Source organism: Paractinoplanes lichenicola (assembly GCF_016785085.1).
Lineage (GTDB): Bacteria > Actinomycetota > Actinomycetes > Mycobacteriales > Micromonosporaceae > Actinoplanes > Actinoplanes lichenicola.
Window position 1 is genome coordinate 234201 of the sequence record NZ_JAENHO010000009.1, and the last position, 17854, is coordinate 252054.

Here is a 17854-nt window from a genome sequence, read left to right on the forward strand (position 1 = left end):
GGCACGATGCGGGTCCTGGTCGTCGACGACGACGCGGCGGTGCGCGATTCGCTCGCGCGCACGCTGCGCTTCGAGGGCTATCAGGCCGACACCGCGGCCGACGGGATGCAGGCCCTCGACCAGGTGCGTACGGCGGCGCCGGACCTGATGATCCTCGACGTCAGCATGCCCGTGCTCGACGGCCTGCAGACCTGCCGCCTGCTGCGGGCCGAGGGCGTGGCGCTGCCCGTGCTCATGCTGACCGCCCGCGACAGCGTCGGCGACCGGGTGGCCGGGCTCGACGCGGGCGCCGACGACTACCTGGTCAAGCCGTTCGCCCTGCAAGAGCTGCTGGCCCGGGTGCGGGCGATGCTGCGGCGCTCGGCTCTGACCGCGACCGCCTCGCCGCTTCTCTCGTACGCCGATCTGCGCCTCGATCCGGCGACGCGTGAGGTGTGGCGGGGCGAGCAACCCCTCAAGCTCACCCGTACGGAGTTCGGCATCCTCGAGATCTTCATGCGGCACCCGAAGCAGGTGCTGAGCCGGGCCGCGCTGTTCGAGCAGGTGTGGGGCTACGACTTCGGCGAGGGGTCGAACAGCATCCACGTCTATCTGGGTTATCTGCGCCGCAAGCTGGGGGAGCCGCGGCTGCTGCACACCGTACGCGGGGTGGGGTTCGTGTTGCGGGAAGACCCACTGTGAAGACCTTGCACACCCGGCTGGCCGTGATGGTCGCGGCGGCCGTGGCGGCGGCGGTGATCGTGATGGCCGGGGCCGCCCTGCTCACGGTGGCCGCCCTGCAGGCTCATCAGGTGCAGGCGACGCTCTCGGCCGACGCCCGGGTCATCGCCGCTCAGCCCGACCAGTGGCAGGCCACACCGACGTACGCGAAAAAGGCTTTCGGGCCGCGCTGGCAGTTTCTCGACCCCGCGGGCTCGGTCACAGCCAGCCCGACGGACCTGCTGCCGGTGACCGCCGAGGCCCGCGAGGTCGCCGCCCGCACGAGCCCGCCCCGCCAGCAGGAGGTGACGATCGACGGCAAGGTCCACCAGATGCTGACCGTGCCGCTCGACGCCGGCGGGGCGGTGCAGGTCGCGATCAACCAGGAGCGCACCCGGCAGACCCTGACGATGCTGGCCGGGCTGCTCGCGGTGGTCTGCGTCGTCGGCGTCGCGGGCGCGGCTTGGCTGGGCCGGGTGGTCGCGCGGGCCGGCCTGACCCCGGTCGACCGGCTCACCGCCTCGGTCGAGCAGGTGGCCGTGACGATGGACCTGAGCCGCCCGATCGAGGTCACCGGGGCCGACGAGATCGCCCGGCTGGGCCGCTCGGTCAACACGATGATGGCCGCCATCGACACCTCCCGCCGGGCCCAGCGCACCCTCGTCGAGGACGCCGGGCACGAGCTGCGGACGCCGCTGACCAGCATCCGGACCAACGTCGAGCTGCTGCTGCAGGTGGAGCGACGGCCGTCCGAGGCGCACCGGCTGCCCCCGCAGGAACGCGCGGCCCTGCTGGCCGATCTCGACGCCCAGGTGCGCGAGCTCACCACGCTCACCACCGAGCTCGTCGAGCTGGCCCGGGAGGACGCGACCCGGGAGGCGCCCGAGCCGCTCGACCTGGCCGACGTGATCTCGGCCGCCGTGTCGCGTGTGCGCACCCGCGCGTCGGGTGTCACGTTCGCCACCGACCTGACGCCGGCCCCGGTCACCGGACGGCCCGGCGAGCTCGAGCGGATGGTCGTCAACGTGCTCGACAACGCGGCCAAGTGGAGCCCGTCCGGCGGCACGGTGGCCGTACGGCTGCGGGCCGACGGGCCGCACTGGTGGGAGCTGACCGTGACCGACGAGGGCCCCGGGATCGCCACCGAGGACCTGCCGCACGTGTTCGACCGCTTCTATCGCGCCCCGGCCGCCCGCGCGCTGCCCGGCTCCGGTCTGGGGCTGGCCATCGTCGCCCAGACGGCCCACCACCACGGCGGCACCGCGTCCGCGGCGGCCCGGTCCCCGCACGGCACTGTGGTGACGATCCGGCTCCCTAATCCTCAGCCCGCATGATCGTCGGTCGATAGCGACGGAGTGAAGCAGCACCGCTCGGGTCTCGTCGCGCTCCGCCGCGATCCCGTCATCATCGGGGCTGCCCTGTGGGCGCTGGCCGGGTGCGTGGCGCTGTTCGCCCTCGCCGGGCAGGCCAACCGGCAGGTCCAGGTGTTCTGGCTGCTGCAGGCGCCGATGGACCTGCTGATGGCGTACACGTCCTGGCGTGTCTTCCGGCTCGCCGCGGGCGCCGCCCGCCGGTTCTGGGCCGTGCTGGCCGTCGCCGCCGGGCTGTGGACCGTCGGTGACACCGCCCAGGCCGTGATCGCCCTGCGCGGCCACGACCAGTGGTCGACGGTCGGTGGCACGGTGCAGAGCGCCCTGTTCGCGCTGGGCGTGATCGCGCTCATCGTCGTCATGCTGATCCACCCGATGCCCGGCCGGACCCGGCGCGAGATGGTGGCCTTCTGGCTCGACGCGACCACCGTGCTCATCGGCGGCGCCGTCGTGGCCTGGTGCTTCACCGTCGGCCCGGACCCGCAGGGCGACGTGGTCAGCATCCTGGCCACCGGCGCGGTCATCCTCACCTCCGGGTTCGCCGCGGTGAAGCTGGTGCTCAGCGGCAACGCCCCCATGCACCGGGTGGCCGCCACCCCGATGGTCGTCTCGGCCGCCGTCAACACGTTCGGGTTCTTCCTGGCCCCGGGGGCGGACGGGCCGATGCCGGCGTACGTCTACGTCGTCCGCTTCCTGCCCTCCATGCTGCTGCTGATCGGCCCGCGGCTGCAGGAGATCGTGGTGCGCGAGACCAACGCCGCGGTCTTCGGTTCCCGCCGTCGCAAGCCCTACAGCCTTCTCCCGTACGGGTCCATCGCGGTCGCTTTCACCTCGGTGCTCGTCATCCTGCCGGCCGGCCCCGACGCCCGCCTGTGGGGTGCGATCACCGGGCTGGGGCTGATCTTCGCGCTGGTCGTGTGCCGCCAGATCGCCACGTTCCACGACAACACCCGCCTCATCGACCAGCTCGACGCCACCCTGGCCGAGCTGCGCGAACACGAGGAGCAGCTGCGCCGGCAGGCGCAGACCGACGGCCTCACCGGCCTGGCCAACCGCACCCATTTCTACGACGAGGTCGCGCGCTCGCTGACCCGGCCCGGGCTCACCTCGGTGCTGATCATCGACCTGGACGGGTTCAAGGCGGTCAACGACACCCTGGGCCACGCGGCCGGCGACGCCCTGCTGATCGGGGTGGGCGACAAGCTGCGCGGCTCGGTGCGCCCCGGCGACCTGGTCGCGCGGCTCGGCGGCGACGAGTTCGCGGTGCTGCTGCACGACTGCGCCGGCGGCGACGCGGTGCCCACGGCCGAGCGGTTCCTGCGCGAGCTGGCCGCCCCGGTGCCGTTCGAGGACACGGCGGTCAGCGCGAACGCGAGCATCGGCATCGCCTGCGCCGCCCCCGGCGACGACGTGAGCACCCTGCTGCGCGGGGCCGACCTGGCCATGTACGCCGCCAAGCACGACGGCAAGGGCCGCTGGCGCCTCGGCCTGTCCGCTCAGCCGGTCACGTAGGACTCGAGCAGGGCGGCCAGTTCCCGCGGGCGGCTCAGCGCGGGGGTGTGGCCGCCGTCGAGCTCGTCCGGGGTGATGCCGAGGCGTTCCCGGGCGACTCGGCGCAGGTAGGGCGGCGGGAAGATGCGGTCGTCGCGGCAGATGATCACCCTGGTCGGCACGTCGGGCCACTTCGTGAGGGGTGAGGGCTCGCCCAGCCGGGCCTCGGACTGGGGCTTGCCGCGCTCGACGGCCTCGGCGGCCAGCGCGGACGGGACGTCCTGATAGAACACGTCGATCGTGTCGCCGGTCGTCTCGTGGTCGTAGCCGGTGGCGGCCCAGTAGTCGGTGACTGCCTCGCCGGGGGCCGGGATCATGGGCGCGACCAGCACCAGCAGCTCGGCCGGGACCCGATGGCAGACGATCGGCGCGGTGAAGCCGCCCAGCGACTGCCCGACGACGACCAGTCCCTCCGTACGGTCGCCGATCGCCCGCACGACGGCGTCGGCGTACTCGGGCAGGCCGGCCGCGTCGTCGTCACACGGCAGATCGGGCGCGATGGTCTCGTGACCGCGCCCGCGCAGCTCGGCCTCGACCAGATGCCAATACCACCCGACATCCCCGGCACCGTGAATCAGAACGAACGTGGCCATGCTCTTATAGTGCCCCGGTCTCTTATAGTGCCCCGGTGGCGACCTACATCCGCTGGTTCATGCCCGGGCACGGCCACTGGTGCTACGACGAGCTCGACGATTCGCAGTGGTCCCAGCGCCACGTCGAGCAGCGCGACCGCGACGACGTCTTCTTCGCGGCGGCGTCGCTGGCCGAGACCCTGCACGCCCGCGACACCGGTGGCTGGCGGGCCGTCGCCGCCTACGAATACACGTACGGGATCAGCCCGGAGGCACCGCTCGACTTCACCCCTTCGGACGCATCGGAACTGCGGATCACCTCGCTTTCCGCGGCCGGCTTCGAGCGGATCTGGTCGGAGGCTCGGGCGGCGCGGGAGGCCGACTGGGGAGTGCGGCCGCTCTAACCGGGCTTGCGGGGCAGGGTTCCGGTCTGGGTGACGTCCTCGGCGACCGCGTTGAGCTTGCGGTTGAGCTGCTGGCTGGTGGTCCGCAGCAGGTCGAAGGCCTGGTCGGCGGTGACCTTGTGGACGTTCATGAGGATGCCGACGGCGGCGCCGATCTGCCGGCTGGTGGTGAGCGCCCCGCTGAGCTGGGCGGCCTTCTCGGCGCTGTCAGCGTGCAGGAGCAGCACCCGGGCGTGCGCGGCGAACAGCGAGGCCAGGGTGATCGCCTCCGCGGTGAAGGCGGCCGGCTGGTCGGTGTAGAGGTTGAGGGCGGTGCGGTCGGGCCCGTCGCTGAGATGGAACGACAACACCCCGCGTACGGCGGTGGCCGCCCGGGTGGCCTCCCGGAACCGCGGCCAGCGCTCCTCCTCGTCGAGATCGGGGCTGTGCACCGGCTGGTCGTCCGCGGCCGCGGTCAGGCACGGGCCCTCGCCGAGGTCGTACTGGATCTGATCCACCTTCTGGGCGACCTCGCCGGTCACGGCCAGGGTGCGCGGGTGCCGTTGTTCCCGCCAGAGGGTGACGGCGGACCAGCGACAGCCCGGCACGGCGGTGACCGCGAGGTCGACCAGCCGCCGCAGCGCCGCACCGCGCTCGCCACCCGCGTTCAGATACTGGTTGAGCGCGACGAAATCGCGGGCGAGGTCGGCCGGGTGCGCGCGACTGTTCGTCATCGGCCCGCCCCGGCCGGCTGCCAGGGCAGCCCGACGAGGTCCAGCACGTCGGCGGCATTGCTGCCCGGCACGGCGCGCAGCGTGAGCGGGTGGCCGTGGGCGGCGTTCCGGTCGCGGGCCTGGAACAGGACCCGGACGGCGGCGCTGGCGAGCAGTTCGACCTCCGACAGGTCGACCTCGAGCGGGAACACCCCACCGCGCCCGGCCACGTCGAGCTGGTCGGCGAATTCGTCGGCGGTCGCGATGTCCAGCGGGCCGGACACCCGCAGCACCCGGGGCGGCCCCTCCTCGAGACGGGCGGCGAACTCGGTCGCCGGGCGCCGGGCCGGTATCCGTGGCGTGTCCGCGGCGACGACCGCGGGCCGGGTCAGCCGGTGCCGGATCGTCACCGTCGTGCCGTGCTCGCCGGGGCCGCTGGGGTGGCTCACCCGCAGATCGTCGAGCCGGGCCCCGGCCAGCCACAGGCCGCGCCCGCTGGTGGCCGGCGGGTCGCCCGGTTCCGCCCAGACGCCGTCGTCGGCGACCTCCAGGCGCAGCACCCCGCCGGTTTCGAGGTCGGCCCGGAGGCGGACCGGGCCCGGCCGGAACCGCGGATAGGCGTGCTCGATCGCGTTGGCCATCAGCTCGGACACGGCCAGATCGATCGCGTGCTCGTCCCCGCCGGCCGGTCCGATCGGCCACAACCAGGCGCGGACGGTGTCGCGCAGCTCGGCCAGCCGGCCCGGCGCGGCGGCCAGGTCGACGGCGAGCGGCGCGATCGGTGCGGAGCGGCGCTGCGCGGCCAGGACGGTGACGTCGTCGTCGTAGCCGCGCCTGGTGATCAGCTCCAGGCCCTGCTCACAGGCACGCTCGGGCGCCGACTCGGGCGCGCCCAGAGGCAGCAGCCGGTTGGCCACCGCGTCCCCGATCACCGTGGCCAGCTCGCGCATCGCGTCCTGGGTGCTCTGCCCCGGCCGCTCGATCAAGCCGTCGGTGTAGAGCAGCAGCACCTCGTCGGGGGCCAGGGTCGCCTCGGCGATCACCGGTTGTGACCCGGTGCCCAGCGGGCCGCCGCCGGACGGGGGCAGGAACCGGGTCGCTCCCGCCACCGTGGCGGCCAGGGGCGGCGGATGCCCGCAGGTGGTGTAGCGCAGCCGTCCCGAAGCCGGGTCGAGCACCGCCACGCACACCGTGGCCGCTCGCATCGACGTGGACCGGCTTGCCACATCGTTCGCCCAGTCCAGGGCCTGTTCGAGGTCGCCCGTGCGGGTCAGCACCGCGTTGAGGACGCTGCGCAGCTGACTCATCGCCGCGGAGGCGGCCACCCCGTGGCCCACGATGTCGCCGACCACCAGCGCCACCGACCCGTCGGCCAGCGGGACGGCGTCGAACCAGTCCCCGCCGGCGGCCTGGTCGCGCGAGGCCACCAGATAGCGGGCGGCCAGCATCGCGTCCGGCAGCACCGGCAGCGAGGCCGACAGCAACTCCCGCTGCACCTCCAGCACCACGTCGCGGGCCGCCTGATAGCGCCGCTCGGCCTCGGCCGCCTTGGCCTGCGCCTCCTGCCGCTCCCGCACCTGCGCAGAGACGTCGTTGGCGTACAACGTGACGCCGGTGATCTCGCCGTCGGGACCGTGCAGCGGGCCCAGCACCATGTCGAGGTGGACGTCGATCAGCTGACCCGAGTCGTTCTGGTCGAACTGGAACCGCCACACCCGGACCGCCTGGACCTCGCCGGACTCCCGTACGCGGTCGAAGAGCTCGAAGATCTGCTGGGTCAGCGTCTCGGGGAACAACTCCGGCATCTTGCGCCCGACGACGTCCCGGCCGCCCATGAAGGCCCGATACGCCGCGTTCGCCGCCTCGAAGCGGTAGCCCGGGGGCAGGCCGAGCGCGCCGAGCACGACCGGCGCCTGCTCGTACGCCTCCCGCACCGTCTCGGCCGGGCCGGCCGGATGAACCGGTTCGTCGTTGTCGGTCACCGCTCCATCTTGGCGCGTGCCGGCCCCGGGTGCACCCGCCGACCCGGACGTGCACCACCGGGTGAACCCGGCGTAGAGTTCGCGGGGAGGAGTTGCGCCGTTCAACCCAGAGGGGACGCGCTCCTGGTCGCCGCCGGAGCGGTCCCATGCCGTACGAGCAGACTTCCGAAGTCGCCCCGGACTACCTGCGCATCCATCCTGTCGAGGCCGACGCGGGCCGGCTGATCCGGCTCCACCTTCGCGGCGAGCTCGACAATCGGACCGCGCCCAGCTGGCCGGGGTCTTCACGCGAACGCTGACGACACCCGTGGTCGCCCACGTGGAGCTCAACCTGACCGAGCTGCGCTTCGTCGACGCGGCGGGCGTGCGCTGCCTGCTGGCGTGCGGGCGCGAGGCGGACTCGGCGGGCGTCGCCATGACGCTCAGGAGCCCCATGCCCACCGTCGCCCACGTGCTGACGGTTCTCGACCTGTCCGACCGCTTCGCGCCGGCCGGCGAGCCCGCCGATCGCCCGGCGCCGGCGGTCTTTCACCGCGATGAGTCCTCGGCGGTCTTTCACGGCGACGAGTCCTCGGCGGTCTTTCACGGCGACGAGTCCCCGGCGGTCTTTCACCGCGATGAGTCCTCGGCGGTCTTTCACCGCGACGAGTCCCCGGCGGTCTTTCACGGCGACGAGTCCGAGGACTGGCGGCAACGGACGGCCCGGATCCGGCGGGAAGCCCAGGACACCCGTCGGCGCGCGCGTCTGGCCGTCAGCCGCAGCCGGATGATCCGTCCGGCCGAGGACTGAGCTACGGTTCGTCGTCGCCGCGGATGCGGGCGTGCAGGTGCATGTCGTGGCGGCCGTCGGCGTGCACGGCCTCGCTGCGCTTGGTGCCCTCGAACTGGAAGCCGGCCTTGGTGGCGACGCGGCAGGAGGCGTCGTTGCGGGTGGAGTGGCTCAGGTGCAGGCGATGGAAGCCGGCCTCACCCAGGGCCCACGCGCTGACCGCGGTGAGGGCGCGCGGGGCGACACCGGCGCCGCGGGCCGCCGGGAGCACCCAGTACGCGCAGACCGCGTTGCCGTCGTCGAGGTCGAACCGGCCCAGCGCCGTCCGGCCGAGCACCTCGCCGTCGCGGGTCACCGCCCAGCTGGCGCCCCGCTCCTGCGCCCAGGCCTGCCGATACTGCGCGAACCAGGTGCGGACCTGCTCCTCGTCGGCGGGCTGACGGGTGTGCCAGCGCTGGATGGCCGGATCCCGGTAGGCGCCGAGGAAGACCGGCGCGTCGGTGTCCGCCCACGGGCGCAGGACGAGGTCGTCAATGGTCAGTTCGGGCTGCGGGTGAGCGGCGAGGCTGCCGGGAACGATGGTCGGCGGCGTGGTGAAATACGAGGTCACGGGTTTTCTCCATGCACCACGGCCGGAGCCCGCGGCACGGGCCTGGTGGGCCGGCCGGCTCGCGAGGAGACAGCGGTTCCGCCCTGGTGCGGTTGTGGACTCGACGTGGCGTACGGGTTCATCGATTTTGGCTTCACCGATAGGGACGGAAGAAGTCGCGCAGTTCGCGGGCGTAGGCCTCGGGTTGCTCGAACGGGGCGAAATGGCCGCCGCTCGAGGCCTCGGTGACGCGGACGGTGTTGGCGACGCGGTCGAGCCAGGCGCGAGGTGGTTGCAAGAGATCGCCGGGGAAGAGGGTGAAGCCGGAGGGGACCTCGACGCGCCGTTCGAGCTGGGCGGGAGCGATCGCGGCGTTCGCCTGATACATGCGGATCGAGGAGCCGATCGTGCCGGTGAGCCAATAGATCGTGATGTTGGTGAGCAGCTCGTCGCGGGTGAAGCTGAACGCGGGGCCGCTCCACGCCTGCATCTTCTCGACGATCCAGGCGGCGAGGCCCGCGGGCGAGTCGTTGAGGCCGACGGCGGCCGTCTGCGGCTTGGTGCGGTGCATCATCCCGTACGCCCCCTCGCGCGCGCCCCACTCGGCGGCGCGCTGCAGGAAGTCGCGTTCGGCCGGGGTGAGCGAGGCCGGGTCGCCGGTGAAGACGGGGATGCCGGCGTCCATGCGATGCACGGCGGCGACCCGCTGGGGATGATCGAGCGCCAGGTAGCGGCTGACGTGGCTGCCGAGATCGCCGCCCGCGGCCCCGAACCGGCGGTGGCCCAGGTCGGTCATCAGGGCCGCCCACAGGTTGGCCACGTCGATCACGTTGAGCGGCTGGGCCGGGCGCTCGGAATAGCCGTAGCCGGGCATGTCGGGGACCACGACGTCGAACGCGTCGGCCGGGTCGCCGCCGTGCGCGCCGGGGTCGGTGAGCAGCGGGATCACCTTGAGATAGCGCCAGAACGAGTCGGGCCAGCCGTGACAGAGCAGCAGCGGGAACGGCGCCGGGCCCCGGCCGCGGGCGTGGATCGCGTGGATGCCGTTGCGCCACTCGTGCGGGAACTCGTTGAGCGCGGCCTCCTGCTGACGCCAGTCGAAACCGTCGGCCCAATACGCCACCAGGTCGCGCAGAAAGTCGACGTCGATGCCGGATTTCCCGTCCACGCCCTCGGGGGTGTCGGGCCAGCGGGTGGCCCGCAGCCGGGCACGCAGATCGTCGAGCGCGTCGGCATCGGCCGGGACCAACTTCGGCATGGGCCCGACCTTAGCCGTCCGAAGCGAACCGTACTGTCCCGATTCACTCCATCGATGAGTTTCGGTTTTCACCCGTCGGCCGGTCTCGCAGGTCGGCCAGCCAGTCGCGGCTCGCCCGGGCTACTCGGGCCGGGATGCCCAGCTCGTCGAGCAGGTCGGCGGCGGCAGACATCTCGTCGTGCCGGCGGGCGGCGTGGGTGTGCGAGCCGGTGACGATGCGCTCCAGGGTGGAGTCGTCGCCGCGGGCGAACTCGTCACGGATGTTGGCGGCCAGCCAGTCCTCGAGGCCGGCGGCACGGGCGGCGGCCAGGGCCTCGAGCACGGCGGCGGACATCCCCTTGTAGAACACGCTGCGCAGGAGCTTGCGGGTGGCGGCGGCGCCGACCGGGCCGTCGATCACCTCGACCTTCGCTCCGAGTGGCTTCAGGACCGCTGCGAAATCGGTCGCCCGGTCGCCGCCGGCGGTCATCGGCGTGCGCAGGCCGCGGCCGGGGACGGGGGCCATCAGCGCGACGTCGACCACCTCGACCCGGCCGGCGGCGGCGTCGCGCAAGGCCTGCTTGAGGGCGGGGGCCGAGGTGTTGAGGTCGGCCCAGAGGATGCCGGGGCGACAGGCGGGCAGGGCTTGGCGCAGGGCGGCCAGGGCCTCGTGCGCGGTGGTCAAACTGAGGACCACGTCGGCGTCACGGCAGGCGTCGGCGTCGCTGGTTCTCCTGCCCACACCGGCGGGCGGGTCGACCCGGGGGTCGAAACCGTGGACCGTCGCGCCGGTGGCGGCCAGATCGGCGGCGATGTGGCTGCCCGCCTCACCGAGGCCGAGCACGGCGAATACGACGCCCTTTTCCGCCCGCTCCGGGCCGTCCTTTTCGGCCCGCTCGGGGCTGTCCTTCTCGGCCCGCTCCGGGTTTTTCACGACGGGCCGCCCAGTTGTTCGATCGAGCGTAAGGCCTCGATGACGCTGGCGATGTGGTCGCGCATGGCGGTCTCGGCCGCCTTCGGGTCGCGGTCGCGGATCGCGGCGATGACCCGCTCGTGCTGCGGCAGCGAGATCTGCGGCCGGCCGGGCAGCAGCGACAGCGTGAACTGGTGACGCACGAGCTGGCCGCGCAGCGTCTCGACGATGCGGTCGGCCGTGCCGTGACCGGCGATCTGCCGGACGAAACCATGCAGGCGCTGATTGAGGTCGCTGTAGCGGCGGTGCTCCTGCGTCTCGACCGCGCGCCGCATCAGCAGGCCGATCTCGTCGAGCTCGCCGGCCTGCTCGTCGGTGACCCGCTCGGCGGCCCGCGCGGCGATCAGGCCCTCGACCACCATGCGCACCTCGGTGATCTCGACGGCCTCCTCGAGCGACACCTTGCGCACGTGGGCGCCGCGGTTGCGCTCCACCTGCACCAGGCCCTCGCTCGCCAGGTCTTGCAGAGCGGCCCGCACGGTGAACCGGCTCGCGGAGAACCGGGTCATCAGCTGGGCCTCGACGAGCCGCTCGCCGGGCAGGAACTCGCCGCGCAGGATCGCGTCACGGAGCTGTGGGGTCGTCATGGCGGCCCCATTCTCAGTTCGTGGCGACAGGATTGTCAACGATTGTCATCGCTCTATATGAGGCCTAGGGTGGCGGTGCTGACAGGATTGTCAACAATCCACCGGGAGGATCGATGTCTCTCCTCGTGCTGACCGCCCACCCCGGCGACTTCGTCTGGCGAGCCGCCGGCGCCATCGCCCTGGCCGCCGCGCGCGGCGAACGCCCCGTGATCGGCTGCCTGAGCTTCGGCGAACGCGGCGAGTCGGCCTCGCTGTGGCGTCAGGGCCTGAAACTCGACGAGATCAAGGCCCAGCGGCGGGCCGAGGCCGAGCGGGCCGCCTCGGTGCTGGGGGCCGAGCTGCGCTGCTACGACGCCGGCGACTATCCGCTGACCGAGACTCCCGCGCTGACCCAGTCCTTGATCGACCTCTACCGCGAGGTGCAGCCGACGGTGGTGCTGACCCATGCGGCCGCCGACCCGTACAACCACGACCACGCCACCGCCCACGCCATCGCGCTGCGGTCCCGGGTGCTGGCCCAGGCGCCTGGGGTGGAGGGTCCGGGCGAGGTGATCGGGGCGCCCCCGGTGTTCTGCTTCGAGCCCCACCAGCCCGAACAGTGCGGTTTCGTGCCCGACGTGCTGCTCGACATCACCGAGGTATGGAACCGCAAACGCGAGGCGATGCAGGTGCTGGCCGCCCAGAAACACCTGTGGACCTACTACACGGAACTGAGCGCCCGCCGCGGCCTGCAGGCGGCCCGGAACTCGGGCCCCAACCTGGGCCTGCCCAACGACACCCGGGCCGAGGCCTATCAACGGGTGTTCCCGCAGGTCACGCAGGTGCTGTCGTGAGGCTCGATCTTCCGGAGCACGCAGGCGCTCTCGTGAAACCTGTTCTTCCGATGCGGTCGGGTGCTGTCGTGCGGCGTGTTCTTTCTATGCCTGCGGGTGCTGTCGTGCGGCGTGTTCTTTCTATGCCTGCGGGTGCTGTCGTGCGGCGTGTTCTTTCTATGCCTGCGGGTGCTGTCGTGCGGCGTGTTCTTTCTATGCCTGCGGGTGCTGTCGTGCGGCCTGTTCTTTCGATGCGCTCGGGTGCTGTCGTGACCCGGGCGCGGTGGATGGGTGTCGGGCGGGGGCGGCCGTGAGCCGGCATGTGGTTGTGCGGCGGGTGGATCGGGTGGCGGCCGAGGTGCTCGCCGGGCTGGCGGCGGCCGGGGTGTCGACTGTGCACGAGGCCGACGGGCGGCGGGGCGCGCTCGATCCGGCGCTGCGGCCCATCCAGGCGGGGGCGCGCATCGCGGGCTCGGCCGTCACGGTGTCGTGCCATCCCGGGGACAACCTGATGATCCACGCCGCCGTCGAAGTGTGCGCGCCGGGCGATCTGCTCGTCGTGACGACCACCTCGCCGTCGACCGACGGGATGCTGGGGGAGTTGCTGGCCACCTCGCTGGCCGCGCGCGGGGTGATCGGGGTGGTGCTCGACGCCGGCGTACGGGATGTGGCCGACCTGCGGCGGATGGGCTTCCCGGTGTGGGCCCGCGCGGTGAGCCCGCAAGGAACGGTGAAGGCCAGCCCCGGCTCGGTCAACGTCCCGATCGTCTGCGGCGGCCAACTGGTCTCACCCGGCGACCCGGTGGTAGCCGACGACGACGGGATTGTCGTAGTGCCCTCGGCGCGGGCCACGACTGTGCTGTCCTCCGCACAGAAACGCACCGCCGCCGAAGAGGCCAAACGCACCCGGCTGGCGGCCGGGGAGCTAGGCCTGGACATGTACGACCTACGCCCACTGCTGACACGGCTCGGAGTGGAGTACCAGTGATCCCAGTGATGCTGATGCGCGGCGGCACGTCGAAGGGCGCCTACTTCCTGGCCTCCGACCTGCCCGAAGACCCCACCGAACGCGACGCTCTGCTCCTGCGAGTGATGGGCTCCCCAGACCCCCGCCAAATAAACGGAATCGGCGGCGGACACCCCCTCACCAGCAAGGTCGCCGTAATCAGCCCGTCCTCGCCCGCTGCCACCTCATCCACACCATCGTCGTCCACACCTATGCCGTCCATAGGTCCGTCGTCCACAGCGCCGTCATCCACAGCGCCGTCGTCCACATCCGCGGCTTCCACAGCGCCGTTTTCCACAGGCGCTCCATCCACAGGACCGCTATCCACAGCACCGTCGTCCACGGCTGGGTTCTCCGCAGATGTGGATTACTTGTTTCTGCAGGTGCATGTGGATGAGCCGCGGGTGAGTGCCGGGCAGCCGTGCGGGAACATCCTGGCGGGGGTGGGCCCGTTCGCGGTGGAGCGGGGGCTGGTGCCGACCACGGATCCGGTCACCGAGGTGCGGGTGCGGATGGTCAACACCGGTGCCCTGGCTGTGGTGTCGGTGCCGACGGAGCACGGACGGCCGGTTTACACAGGCTCGACGGTGATCAGCGGAGTGCCCGGACGCGGTGCGCGAATAGTCACGGAGTTCCGCGACACGGCGGGTTCGCTGGCCTCCGCACTGCTACCGACCGGCAATATCGTCGACTCCCTGCCCGACGGCCCCCGCACCCAGACCACCACTCTGATCGACAACGGAATGCCCGTCGTCTTGATGGCGGCTGCGGACTTCGGGCTGACCGGTTACGAGTCTCCCGCCGAACTCGAGTCCCGGCCCGATCTGTCGAAACACATAGAGCGTCTGCGCCTCGTGGCCGGCGACCTGATGGGCCTGGGCGACGTCAGCGCGATGACCGTCCCGAAGATGTGCCTGACCGCGCCGCCCCGCGACGGTGGTGACGTCTGCACCCGCATGTTCATCCCGCATCGCGTCCACACCGGCATCGGCATCCTGGCCGCGGTCACGGTCGCCACAGCCGTCGCCATGCGGGAGAGCACGGCCGTGGCCATGCGAGGGAGTGGCGCGGGTCGGACCGTCAGGATCGAGCATCCGACTGGCTATCTCGACGTCGTCGTGGATCTGGGGGCGGGGCGGTCGGCTGTTGTGAGTACGGCTCGGCCGTTGCTGGACGGACACGTCTACCCCTATGAGGAGCTGCCCGCATGAGCCGCGACATCGCGCACCTCGCTGCTGTTGAGCTGTTCACGCCCGTACTGGAAGAGTCTGTGAAGTTTTTCGTCGAGCTCATGGCTTTCGAGGAGGTCGGGAGGGTCGGCGACTGCGTGTTTCTGCACGCTTGGGACGACTATGAGGCGTACACAGTGAAGCTGACCGCTCGGCCGCTGGCGGGCATTGGGCGTACGTGGTTGCGGGCTTCGTCGCCAAAGGCGTTGGCGGCCTGCGCGGCGCGGGTGGAGGCGGCTGGGCTCAGCGACGGCTGGGATGACAAGGTGTTGCAGTTTCATGATCCTGACGGGCACCCCTTCGGCGTGTATTGGGAGACCGAACGTTACGTCCCGTCGCCGGCCATGCGGCCCTCGCTGAAGAACCAGGCCTCCCGCTTCCCGGGCCGGGGCGCGAACATCCGCCGGCTCGACCACGTCAACTTCCTCGGCCGCGACCTCCCGCCGAACGAGGACTTCCTGGTCACCGTGCTCGGGGCGCGGCCCAGCGAGCAGATCATGCTCGACGACGGGACGAAGGCGGCCATCTGGTACACGGTGAGCGACAAGTCGTACGACCTCGTCTACACCCGTGACTGGACCGGGTCGCGCGGCCGCCTGCACCACGTGGCGTTCGCGGCCGACACGCGCGAGGACATTTTGCGCGCCGCCGACGTCTTCCTCGAGGCCGGTATCCACATCGAGACCGGTCCACACAAACACGCGATTCAGCAAACCTTCTTCCTGTACGTCTGGGAGCCCGGCGGCAACCGCATCGAGCTCTGCAACGCCGGCGCGCGGCTGCTGCTCGCCCCCGATCATCAAATGGTCACGTGGACCGAGGCGGAACGGGCGAAGGGACAGGCATGGGGCCTCAAGACGATCGACACGTTCCACACGCACGGGACCCCGCCGGTGTGACCCACGCCTACCGGACCGTCCCCGGCTTCCGTCCGTTGCTGCTCGACCTGCACGATTCCGCACCGGGCGCGCCCCTGATCGTCTTCGTGCACGGCGGCGCTTTCCTGGGCGGAAGCCGCGCGACCCTGCCGGCCGTGCTCGACGGCTTGTTCCAGCTGCTGCCCGCGGCCGGCTTCGCGGTGGCGTCGATCGACTACCGCCTGAGCGGCGAGGAGGTGTGGCCCGGCTGCGTCGAGGACGTGGAAGCCGCCGTACGGTGGTTACTCGCCCGCACCCCGAATGCCCGGATCGTGCTGTGGGGCGAGTCGGCCGGCGGCTACCTCGCAGTGACGGCCGGCTTGCGATTGTCGGCGCAAGGCTTTCCCGTACGGGCAATGGTCGACTGGTACGGCCCCGTCGACTTCTTGACGATGGCCGAGCAGGGCGCGCCCTGGACCGACGACGCCGATTCGCCCGAGTCCCGCCTGCTGGGCGCCCCGGTCCAGACCGTTCCCGCGCTGGCCCGCCTGACCAATCCGTGCCGTCTGGTCACCTTGTCGAGCCCGCCGCTGCTGGTGATGCACGGCACGGCGGACGAGCTGATCCCGTACTCCCAGTCGGTGCAGTTGGCCGCCGCGTACGAGAAAGCCGGCGCCGCCTGCACTGTCCACCCTGTGGACAAGGCGGGCCACGGCTTCACAGGTCGATCCCAGCGCGAGGTGCTGGACCCCGTGCTCGACTTTCTCCACTCCGTCCTACGACGGCATGCCGGTTGACTCGTCCCGGTCAGGCAATTGTTTCGCCGGCGAGAAAGGCCACGGCCTGCTGGTGCTGGCGGGCGGCGCCGATCGCCTCCGTCCAGCGGGAGATCTCACGGGCCAGGGCGATCGCCCCCGCCTCGTCGCCCTCGTCGCGAGCCAGGACGGCGAGCAACATCTGCTGGGCCAGGGTGCCGCCGACCTTCCCGGCGCCCGCGCCCAGGGCGGTTGCTCTTTCCCAACGCTCGCGGGCCCGTGCGAGGTTGCCGCCGTCGCGGTCGTGGTCGCCGAGATGCCGCAGCGCCTCCCACGTCAACAGGTCGTCGCCCGCTTCGCCGGCCTCGAGCGCGACCGCATAGTGGGCCGGCGCCGCCGAGCGGTCGCCGACCAGGTTGTCGAGGACCAACCCGTGGAACATGTGGGCCCACCCGGCGCGAACCTGGTCGGATGCCCCCTCGGCCAGCTCCCCGGCCCGGCGGCAGAGCTCCTCGAGAACGGCCGGGTCTTTGCCGTCCGGCCCGAACCCGCCCCCGAACAGCTGCTCGAAATAGTCGGCCCGCAGATCAAGAAAATCCACTTCCCACGTACGGCCGCAGGCCCGCTCAGCCGCCTTGATCCGTTCCCGCACCGGACCGAGTCCCTTCCGCAGCGCCAGTTCCAAGGCGACTTCGGCCGCCGCCAGCGCGATCCGCGGGTCGTCCGGAGGACTCGCATCCAGAAGCCGAAGCGCCGTCTCACCCCGCCCGGCGCGCGCGAGTTCCAGCGCCGCCGTAGCCGTCACATCCAAATCTGTCATGGCCCGGACGGTAGTTATCCGAAAAACTATCCACAAGAAAACTACTTTGGTGGGGAGCGTTGAGAGTGGACGGTGCGGAGAAGCCAAGGCGGGTCGTGGAGAGCGGAATCGCGTGGGTGTCGGGCTGAGTGGGCTGGTTGTGGACGGCGGACCGGTGTGGGTGAGCCGGGGCGGGTTGTGTGTGGGGGGCGGGTGTCGCGGGTGAGTAGGGGCGGGTTGTGGAGAGCGGGACCGTGTGGGTGTCGCGGGTGAGTGGGCGGGTTGTGGGTGGAACGGGGCGGGCTGTGGAGGGCGGAGCTGCAAGGGTGTCGCAAGGGAGTGGGGGCGGGTTGTGGAGGGCGGAGCTGAGCGGGTGTTGCGGGTGAGTGGGGGGCTGTGGAGGGCGGAACCGCCCAGGTGTCGCGGGTGAGTGGGGCGGGTGTGGACGGGGGAGACGCGCGGGATGCGGCGGATCGGCATGTCGCTGCGTGGGGTGATGAACTGCCGTGGATGGATCCGGTGCAGGAGGCGATCATCGTTCGGCTGGCGGTGTTGGGGCGGCATTTGGCTCAGGCTCGGCGGGCGGTGCTCGCGGCGGGCGGGTTGGAACACGGTCAGTTCAAGATTTTGCTGGCTCTGCGTCGAGGTGGCGCGCCCTATGTGGCGAGCCCGTCCGAGTTGGCCGACCGGCTGGGTTTGACCCGTGGCGCGCTGTCGGCCCGCCTGGGCCCGCTGGAGGCGGCCGGCCTCATCGAGCGGGGCGGGGAGGATGGCGACCGCCGCCGCGTACGGGTGCTTTTGACGGCCGCCGGTGATGACGCCTTCGAGCGGCACGCTGCGAGCGAGAACCAAGGTGAGTCGGCCTTGCTGGCCACGCTGGATCCGGACGAGCGGGAGACCCTGGCCGACCTGTTGCGCAAGCTCGTCCTGCAAGCCGATCAGCGGGACGACGCGTAGAGGTGGGGCGCCGG

Annotated in this window: 20 protein-coding genes; 12 read left to right on the forward strand and 8 right to left on the reverse strand. The window is 71.6% G+C overall.

The window, feature by feature from the left end:
• Positions 1 to 6: 6 nt before the first annotated feature.
• From JKJ07_RS30795 to JKJ07_RS51905, 3 genes are read left to right on the forward strand one after another with little or no spacing between them, the layout of a single operon-like run.
• A complete protein-coding gene (locus JKJ07_RS30795; protein WP_202995372.1) occupies positions 7 to 681 on the forward strand; it encodes a response regulator transcription factor in 675 nt (224 codons plus the stop codon).
• Positions 678 to 2033: a HAMP domain-containing sensor histidine kinase gene (locus tag JKJ07_RS30800; protein ID WP_307834486.1), complete on the forward strand. Its 1356-nt coding sequence runs from the start codon at positions 678 to 680 to the stop codon at positions 2031 to 2033. The genes JKJ07_RS30795 and JKJ07_RS30800 overlap by 4 nt, the downstream gene beginning before the upstream one ends.
• A 21-nt stretch (positions 2034 to 2054) precedes the next feature.
• Positions 2055 to 3581, forward strand: coding sequence for a GGDEF domain-containing protein (locus JKJ07_RS51905; protein WP_202995373.1), 1527 nt, complete (start codon positions 2055 to 2057; stop codon positions 3579 to 3581).
• On the opposite strand, the gene JKJ07_RS30810 is transcribed toward JKJ07_RS51905, so the two are convergent.
• Positions 3566 to 4213, reverse strand: a complete 648-nt coding sequence (locus JKJ07_RS30810; RefSeq protein ID WP_202995374.1) for an alpha/beta fold hydrolase — start codon at positions 4211 to 4213, stop codon at positions 3566 to 3568. The two genes, JKJ07_RS51905 and JKJ07_RS30810, sit on opposite strands and share 16 nt — an antisense overlap.
• A gap of 35 nt (positions 4214 to 4248) precedes the next feature.
• On the opposite strand from JKJ07_RS30810, the gene JKJ07_RS30815 reads away from it, so the two are divergent.
• Positions 4249 to 4596 (forward strand): hypothetical protein, encoded by a 348-nt coding sequence (locus tag JKJ07_RS30815; protein ID WP_202995375.1) that lies wholly within the window; start codon positions 4249 to 4251, stop codon positions 4594 to 4596.
• On the opposite strand, the gene JKJ07_RS30820 is transcribed toward JKJ07_RS30815, so the two are convergent.
• Positions 4593 to 5309 (reverse strand): GAF and ANTAR domain-containing protein, encoded by a 717-nt coding sequence (locus JKJ07_RS30820; RefSeq protein WP_202995376.1) that lies wholly within the window; start codon positions 5307 to 5309, stop codon positions 4593 to 4595. The two genes, JKJ07_RS30815 and JKJ07_RS30820, sit on opposite strands and share 4 nt — an antisense overlap.
• Positions 5306 to 7270: a SpoIIE family protein phosphatase gene (locus JKJ07_RS30825; RefSeq protein WP_202995377.1), complete on the reverse strand. Its 1965-nt coding sequence runs from the start codon at positions 7268 to 7270 to the stop codon at positions 5306 to 5308. The genes JKJ07_RS30820 and JKJ07_RS30825 overlap by 4 nt, the downstream gene beginning before the upstream one ends.
• A gap of 146 nt (positions 7271 to 7416) precedes the next feature.
• Here JKJ07_RS30825 and JKJ07_RS30830 point away from each other — a divergent pair, with 146 nt between their 5' ends.
• Positions 7417 to 7569, forward strand: a complete 153-nt coding sequence (locus tag JKJ07_RS30830) for a hypothetical protein (protein WP_202995378.1) — start codon at positions 7417 to 7419, stop codon at positions 7567 to 7569.
• 20 nt (positions 7570 to 7589) lie between these two features.
• Positions 7590 to 8060 (forward strand): STAS domain-containing protein, encoded by a 471-nt coding sequence (locus JKJ07_RS30835; protein WP_369077007.1) that lies wholly within the window; start codon positions 7590 to 7592, stop codon positions 8058 to 8060.
• A 1-nt stretch (position 8061) separates the two neighbouring features.
• Here the strand turns inward: JKJ07_RS30835 and JKJ07_RS30840 are convergent, their stop codons facing one another.
• The 4 genes from JKJ07_RS30840 to JKJ07_RS30855 all read right to left on the reverse strand — a co-directional run bounded on the left by JKJ07_RS30840 (position 8062) and on the right by JKJ07_RS30855 (position 11425).
• Positions 8062 to 8649 (reverse strand): GNAT family N-acetyltransferase, encoded by a 588-nt coding sequence (locus JKJ07_RS30840; RefSeq protein ID WP_202995379.1) that lies wholly within the window; start codon positions 8647 to 8649, stop codon positions 8062 to 8064.
• A gap of 133 nt (positions 8650 to 8782) precedes the next feature.
• Positions 8783 to 9886: an epoxide hydrolase family protein gene (locus JKJ07_RS30845; RefSeq protein ID WP_202995380.1), complete on the reverse strand. Its 1104-nt coding sequence runs from the start codon at positions 9884 to 9886 to the stop codon at positions 8783 to 8785.
• 43 nt (positions 9887 to 9929) lie between these two features.
• The gene (locus tag JKJ07_RS51910) at positions 9930 to 10799 is read right to left on the reverse strand and encodes a DUF1932 domain-containing protein (protein ID WP_202995381.1); all 870 of its coding nucleotides are present in this window, start codon (positions 10797 to 10799) and stop codon (positions 9930 to 9932) included.
• Positions 10796 to 11425, reverse strand: a complete 630-nt coding sequence (locus JKJ07_RS30855; protein ID WP_202995382.1) for a GntR family transcriptional regulator — start codon at positions 11423 to 11425, stop codon at positions 10796 to 10798. Before JKJ07_RS30855 ends, JKJ07_RS51910 begins: the two co-directional genes overlap by 4 nt.
• 113 nt (positions 11426 to 11538) lie before the next feature.
• Between JKJ07_RS30855 and JKJ07_RS30860 the strand changes: the two genes are divergently transcribed.
• The 5 genes from JKJ07_RS30860 (at position 11539) to JKJ07_RS30880 (ending at position 16126) form a co-directional block, all read left to right on the forward strand.
• Positions 11539 to 12258, forward strand: a complete 720-nt coding sequence (locus JKJ07_RS30860; protein WP_202995383.1) for a PIG-L deacetylase family protein — start codon at positions 11539 to 11541, stop codon at positions 12256 to 12258.
• A 289-nt stretch (positions 12259 to 12547) separates the two neighbouring features.
• Complete coding sequence (locus JKJ07_RS30865; RefSeq protein WP_202995384.1) at positions 12548 to 13225, forward strand: 4-carboxy-4-hydroxy-2-oxoadipate aldolase/oxaloacetate decarboxylase; 678 nt, start codon at positions 12548 to 12550, stop codon at positions 13223 to 13225.
• A gap of 8 nt (positions 13226 to 13233) precedes the next feature.
• Positions 13234 to 14454, forward strand: a complete 1221-nt coding sequence (locus tag JKJ07_RS30870; RefSeq protein ID WP_202995385.1) for a PrpF domain-containing protein — start codon at positions 13234 to 13236, stop codon at positions 14452 to 14454.
• Positions 14451 to 15371 carry a VOC family protein gene (locus JKJ07_RS30875; protein WP_202995386.1) on the forward strand — a complete coding sequence of 307 codons (921 nt, stop codon included), beginning with the start codon at positions 14451 to 14453 and terminating at the stop codon, positions 15369 to 15371. The genes JKJ07_RS30870 and JKJ07_RS30875 overlap by 4 nt, the downstream gene beginning before the upstream one ends.
• The gene (locus tag JKJ07_RS30880; RefSeq protein WP_202995387.1) at positions 15368 to 16126 is read left to right on the forward strand and encodes an alpha/beta hydrolase; all 759 of its coding nucleotides are present in this window, start codon (positions 15368 to 15370) and stop codon (positions 16124 to 16126) included. The genes JKJ07_RS30875 and JKJ07_RS30880 overlap by 4 nt, the downstream gene beginning before the upstream one ends.
• Positions 16127 to 16136: 10 nt before the next feature.
• On the opposite strand, the gene JKJ07_RS30885 is transcribed toward JKJ07_RS30880, so the two are convergent.
• Positions 16137 to 16904 carry a hypothetical protein gene (locus JKJ07_RS30885; protein WP_202995388.1) on the reverse strand — a complete coding sequence of 256 codons (768 nt, stop codon included), beginning with the start codon at positions 16902 to 16904 and terminating at the stop codon, positions 16137 to 16139.
• 489 nt (positions 16905 to 17393) lie between these two features.
• Between JKJ07_RS30885 and JKJ07_RS30890 the strand changes: the two genes are divergently transcribed.
• Positions 17394 to 17840: a MarR family winged helix-turn-helix transcriptional regulator gene (locus tag JKJ07_RS30890; protein ID WP_202995389.1), complete on the forward strand. Its 447-nt coding sequence runs from the start codon at positions 17394 to 17396 to the stop codon at positions 17838 to 17840.
• Positions 17841 to 17854: the final 14 nt, after the last annotated feature.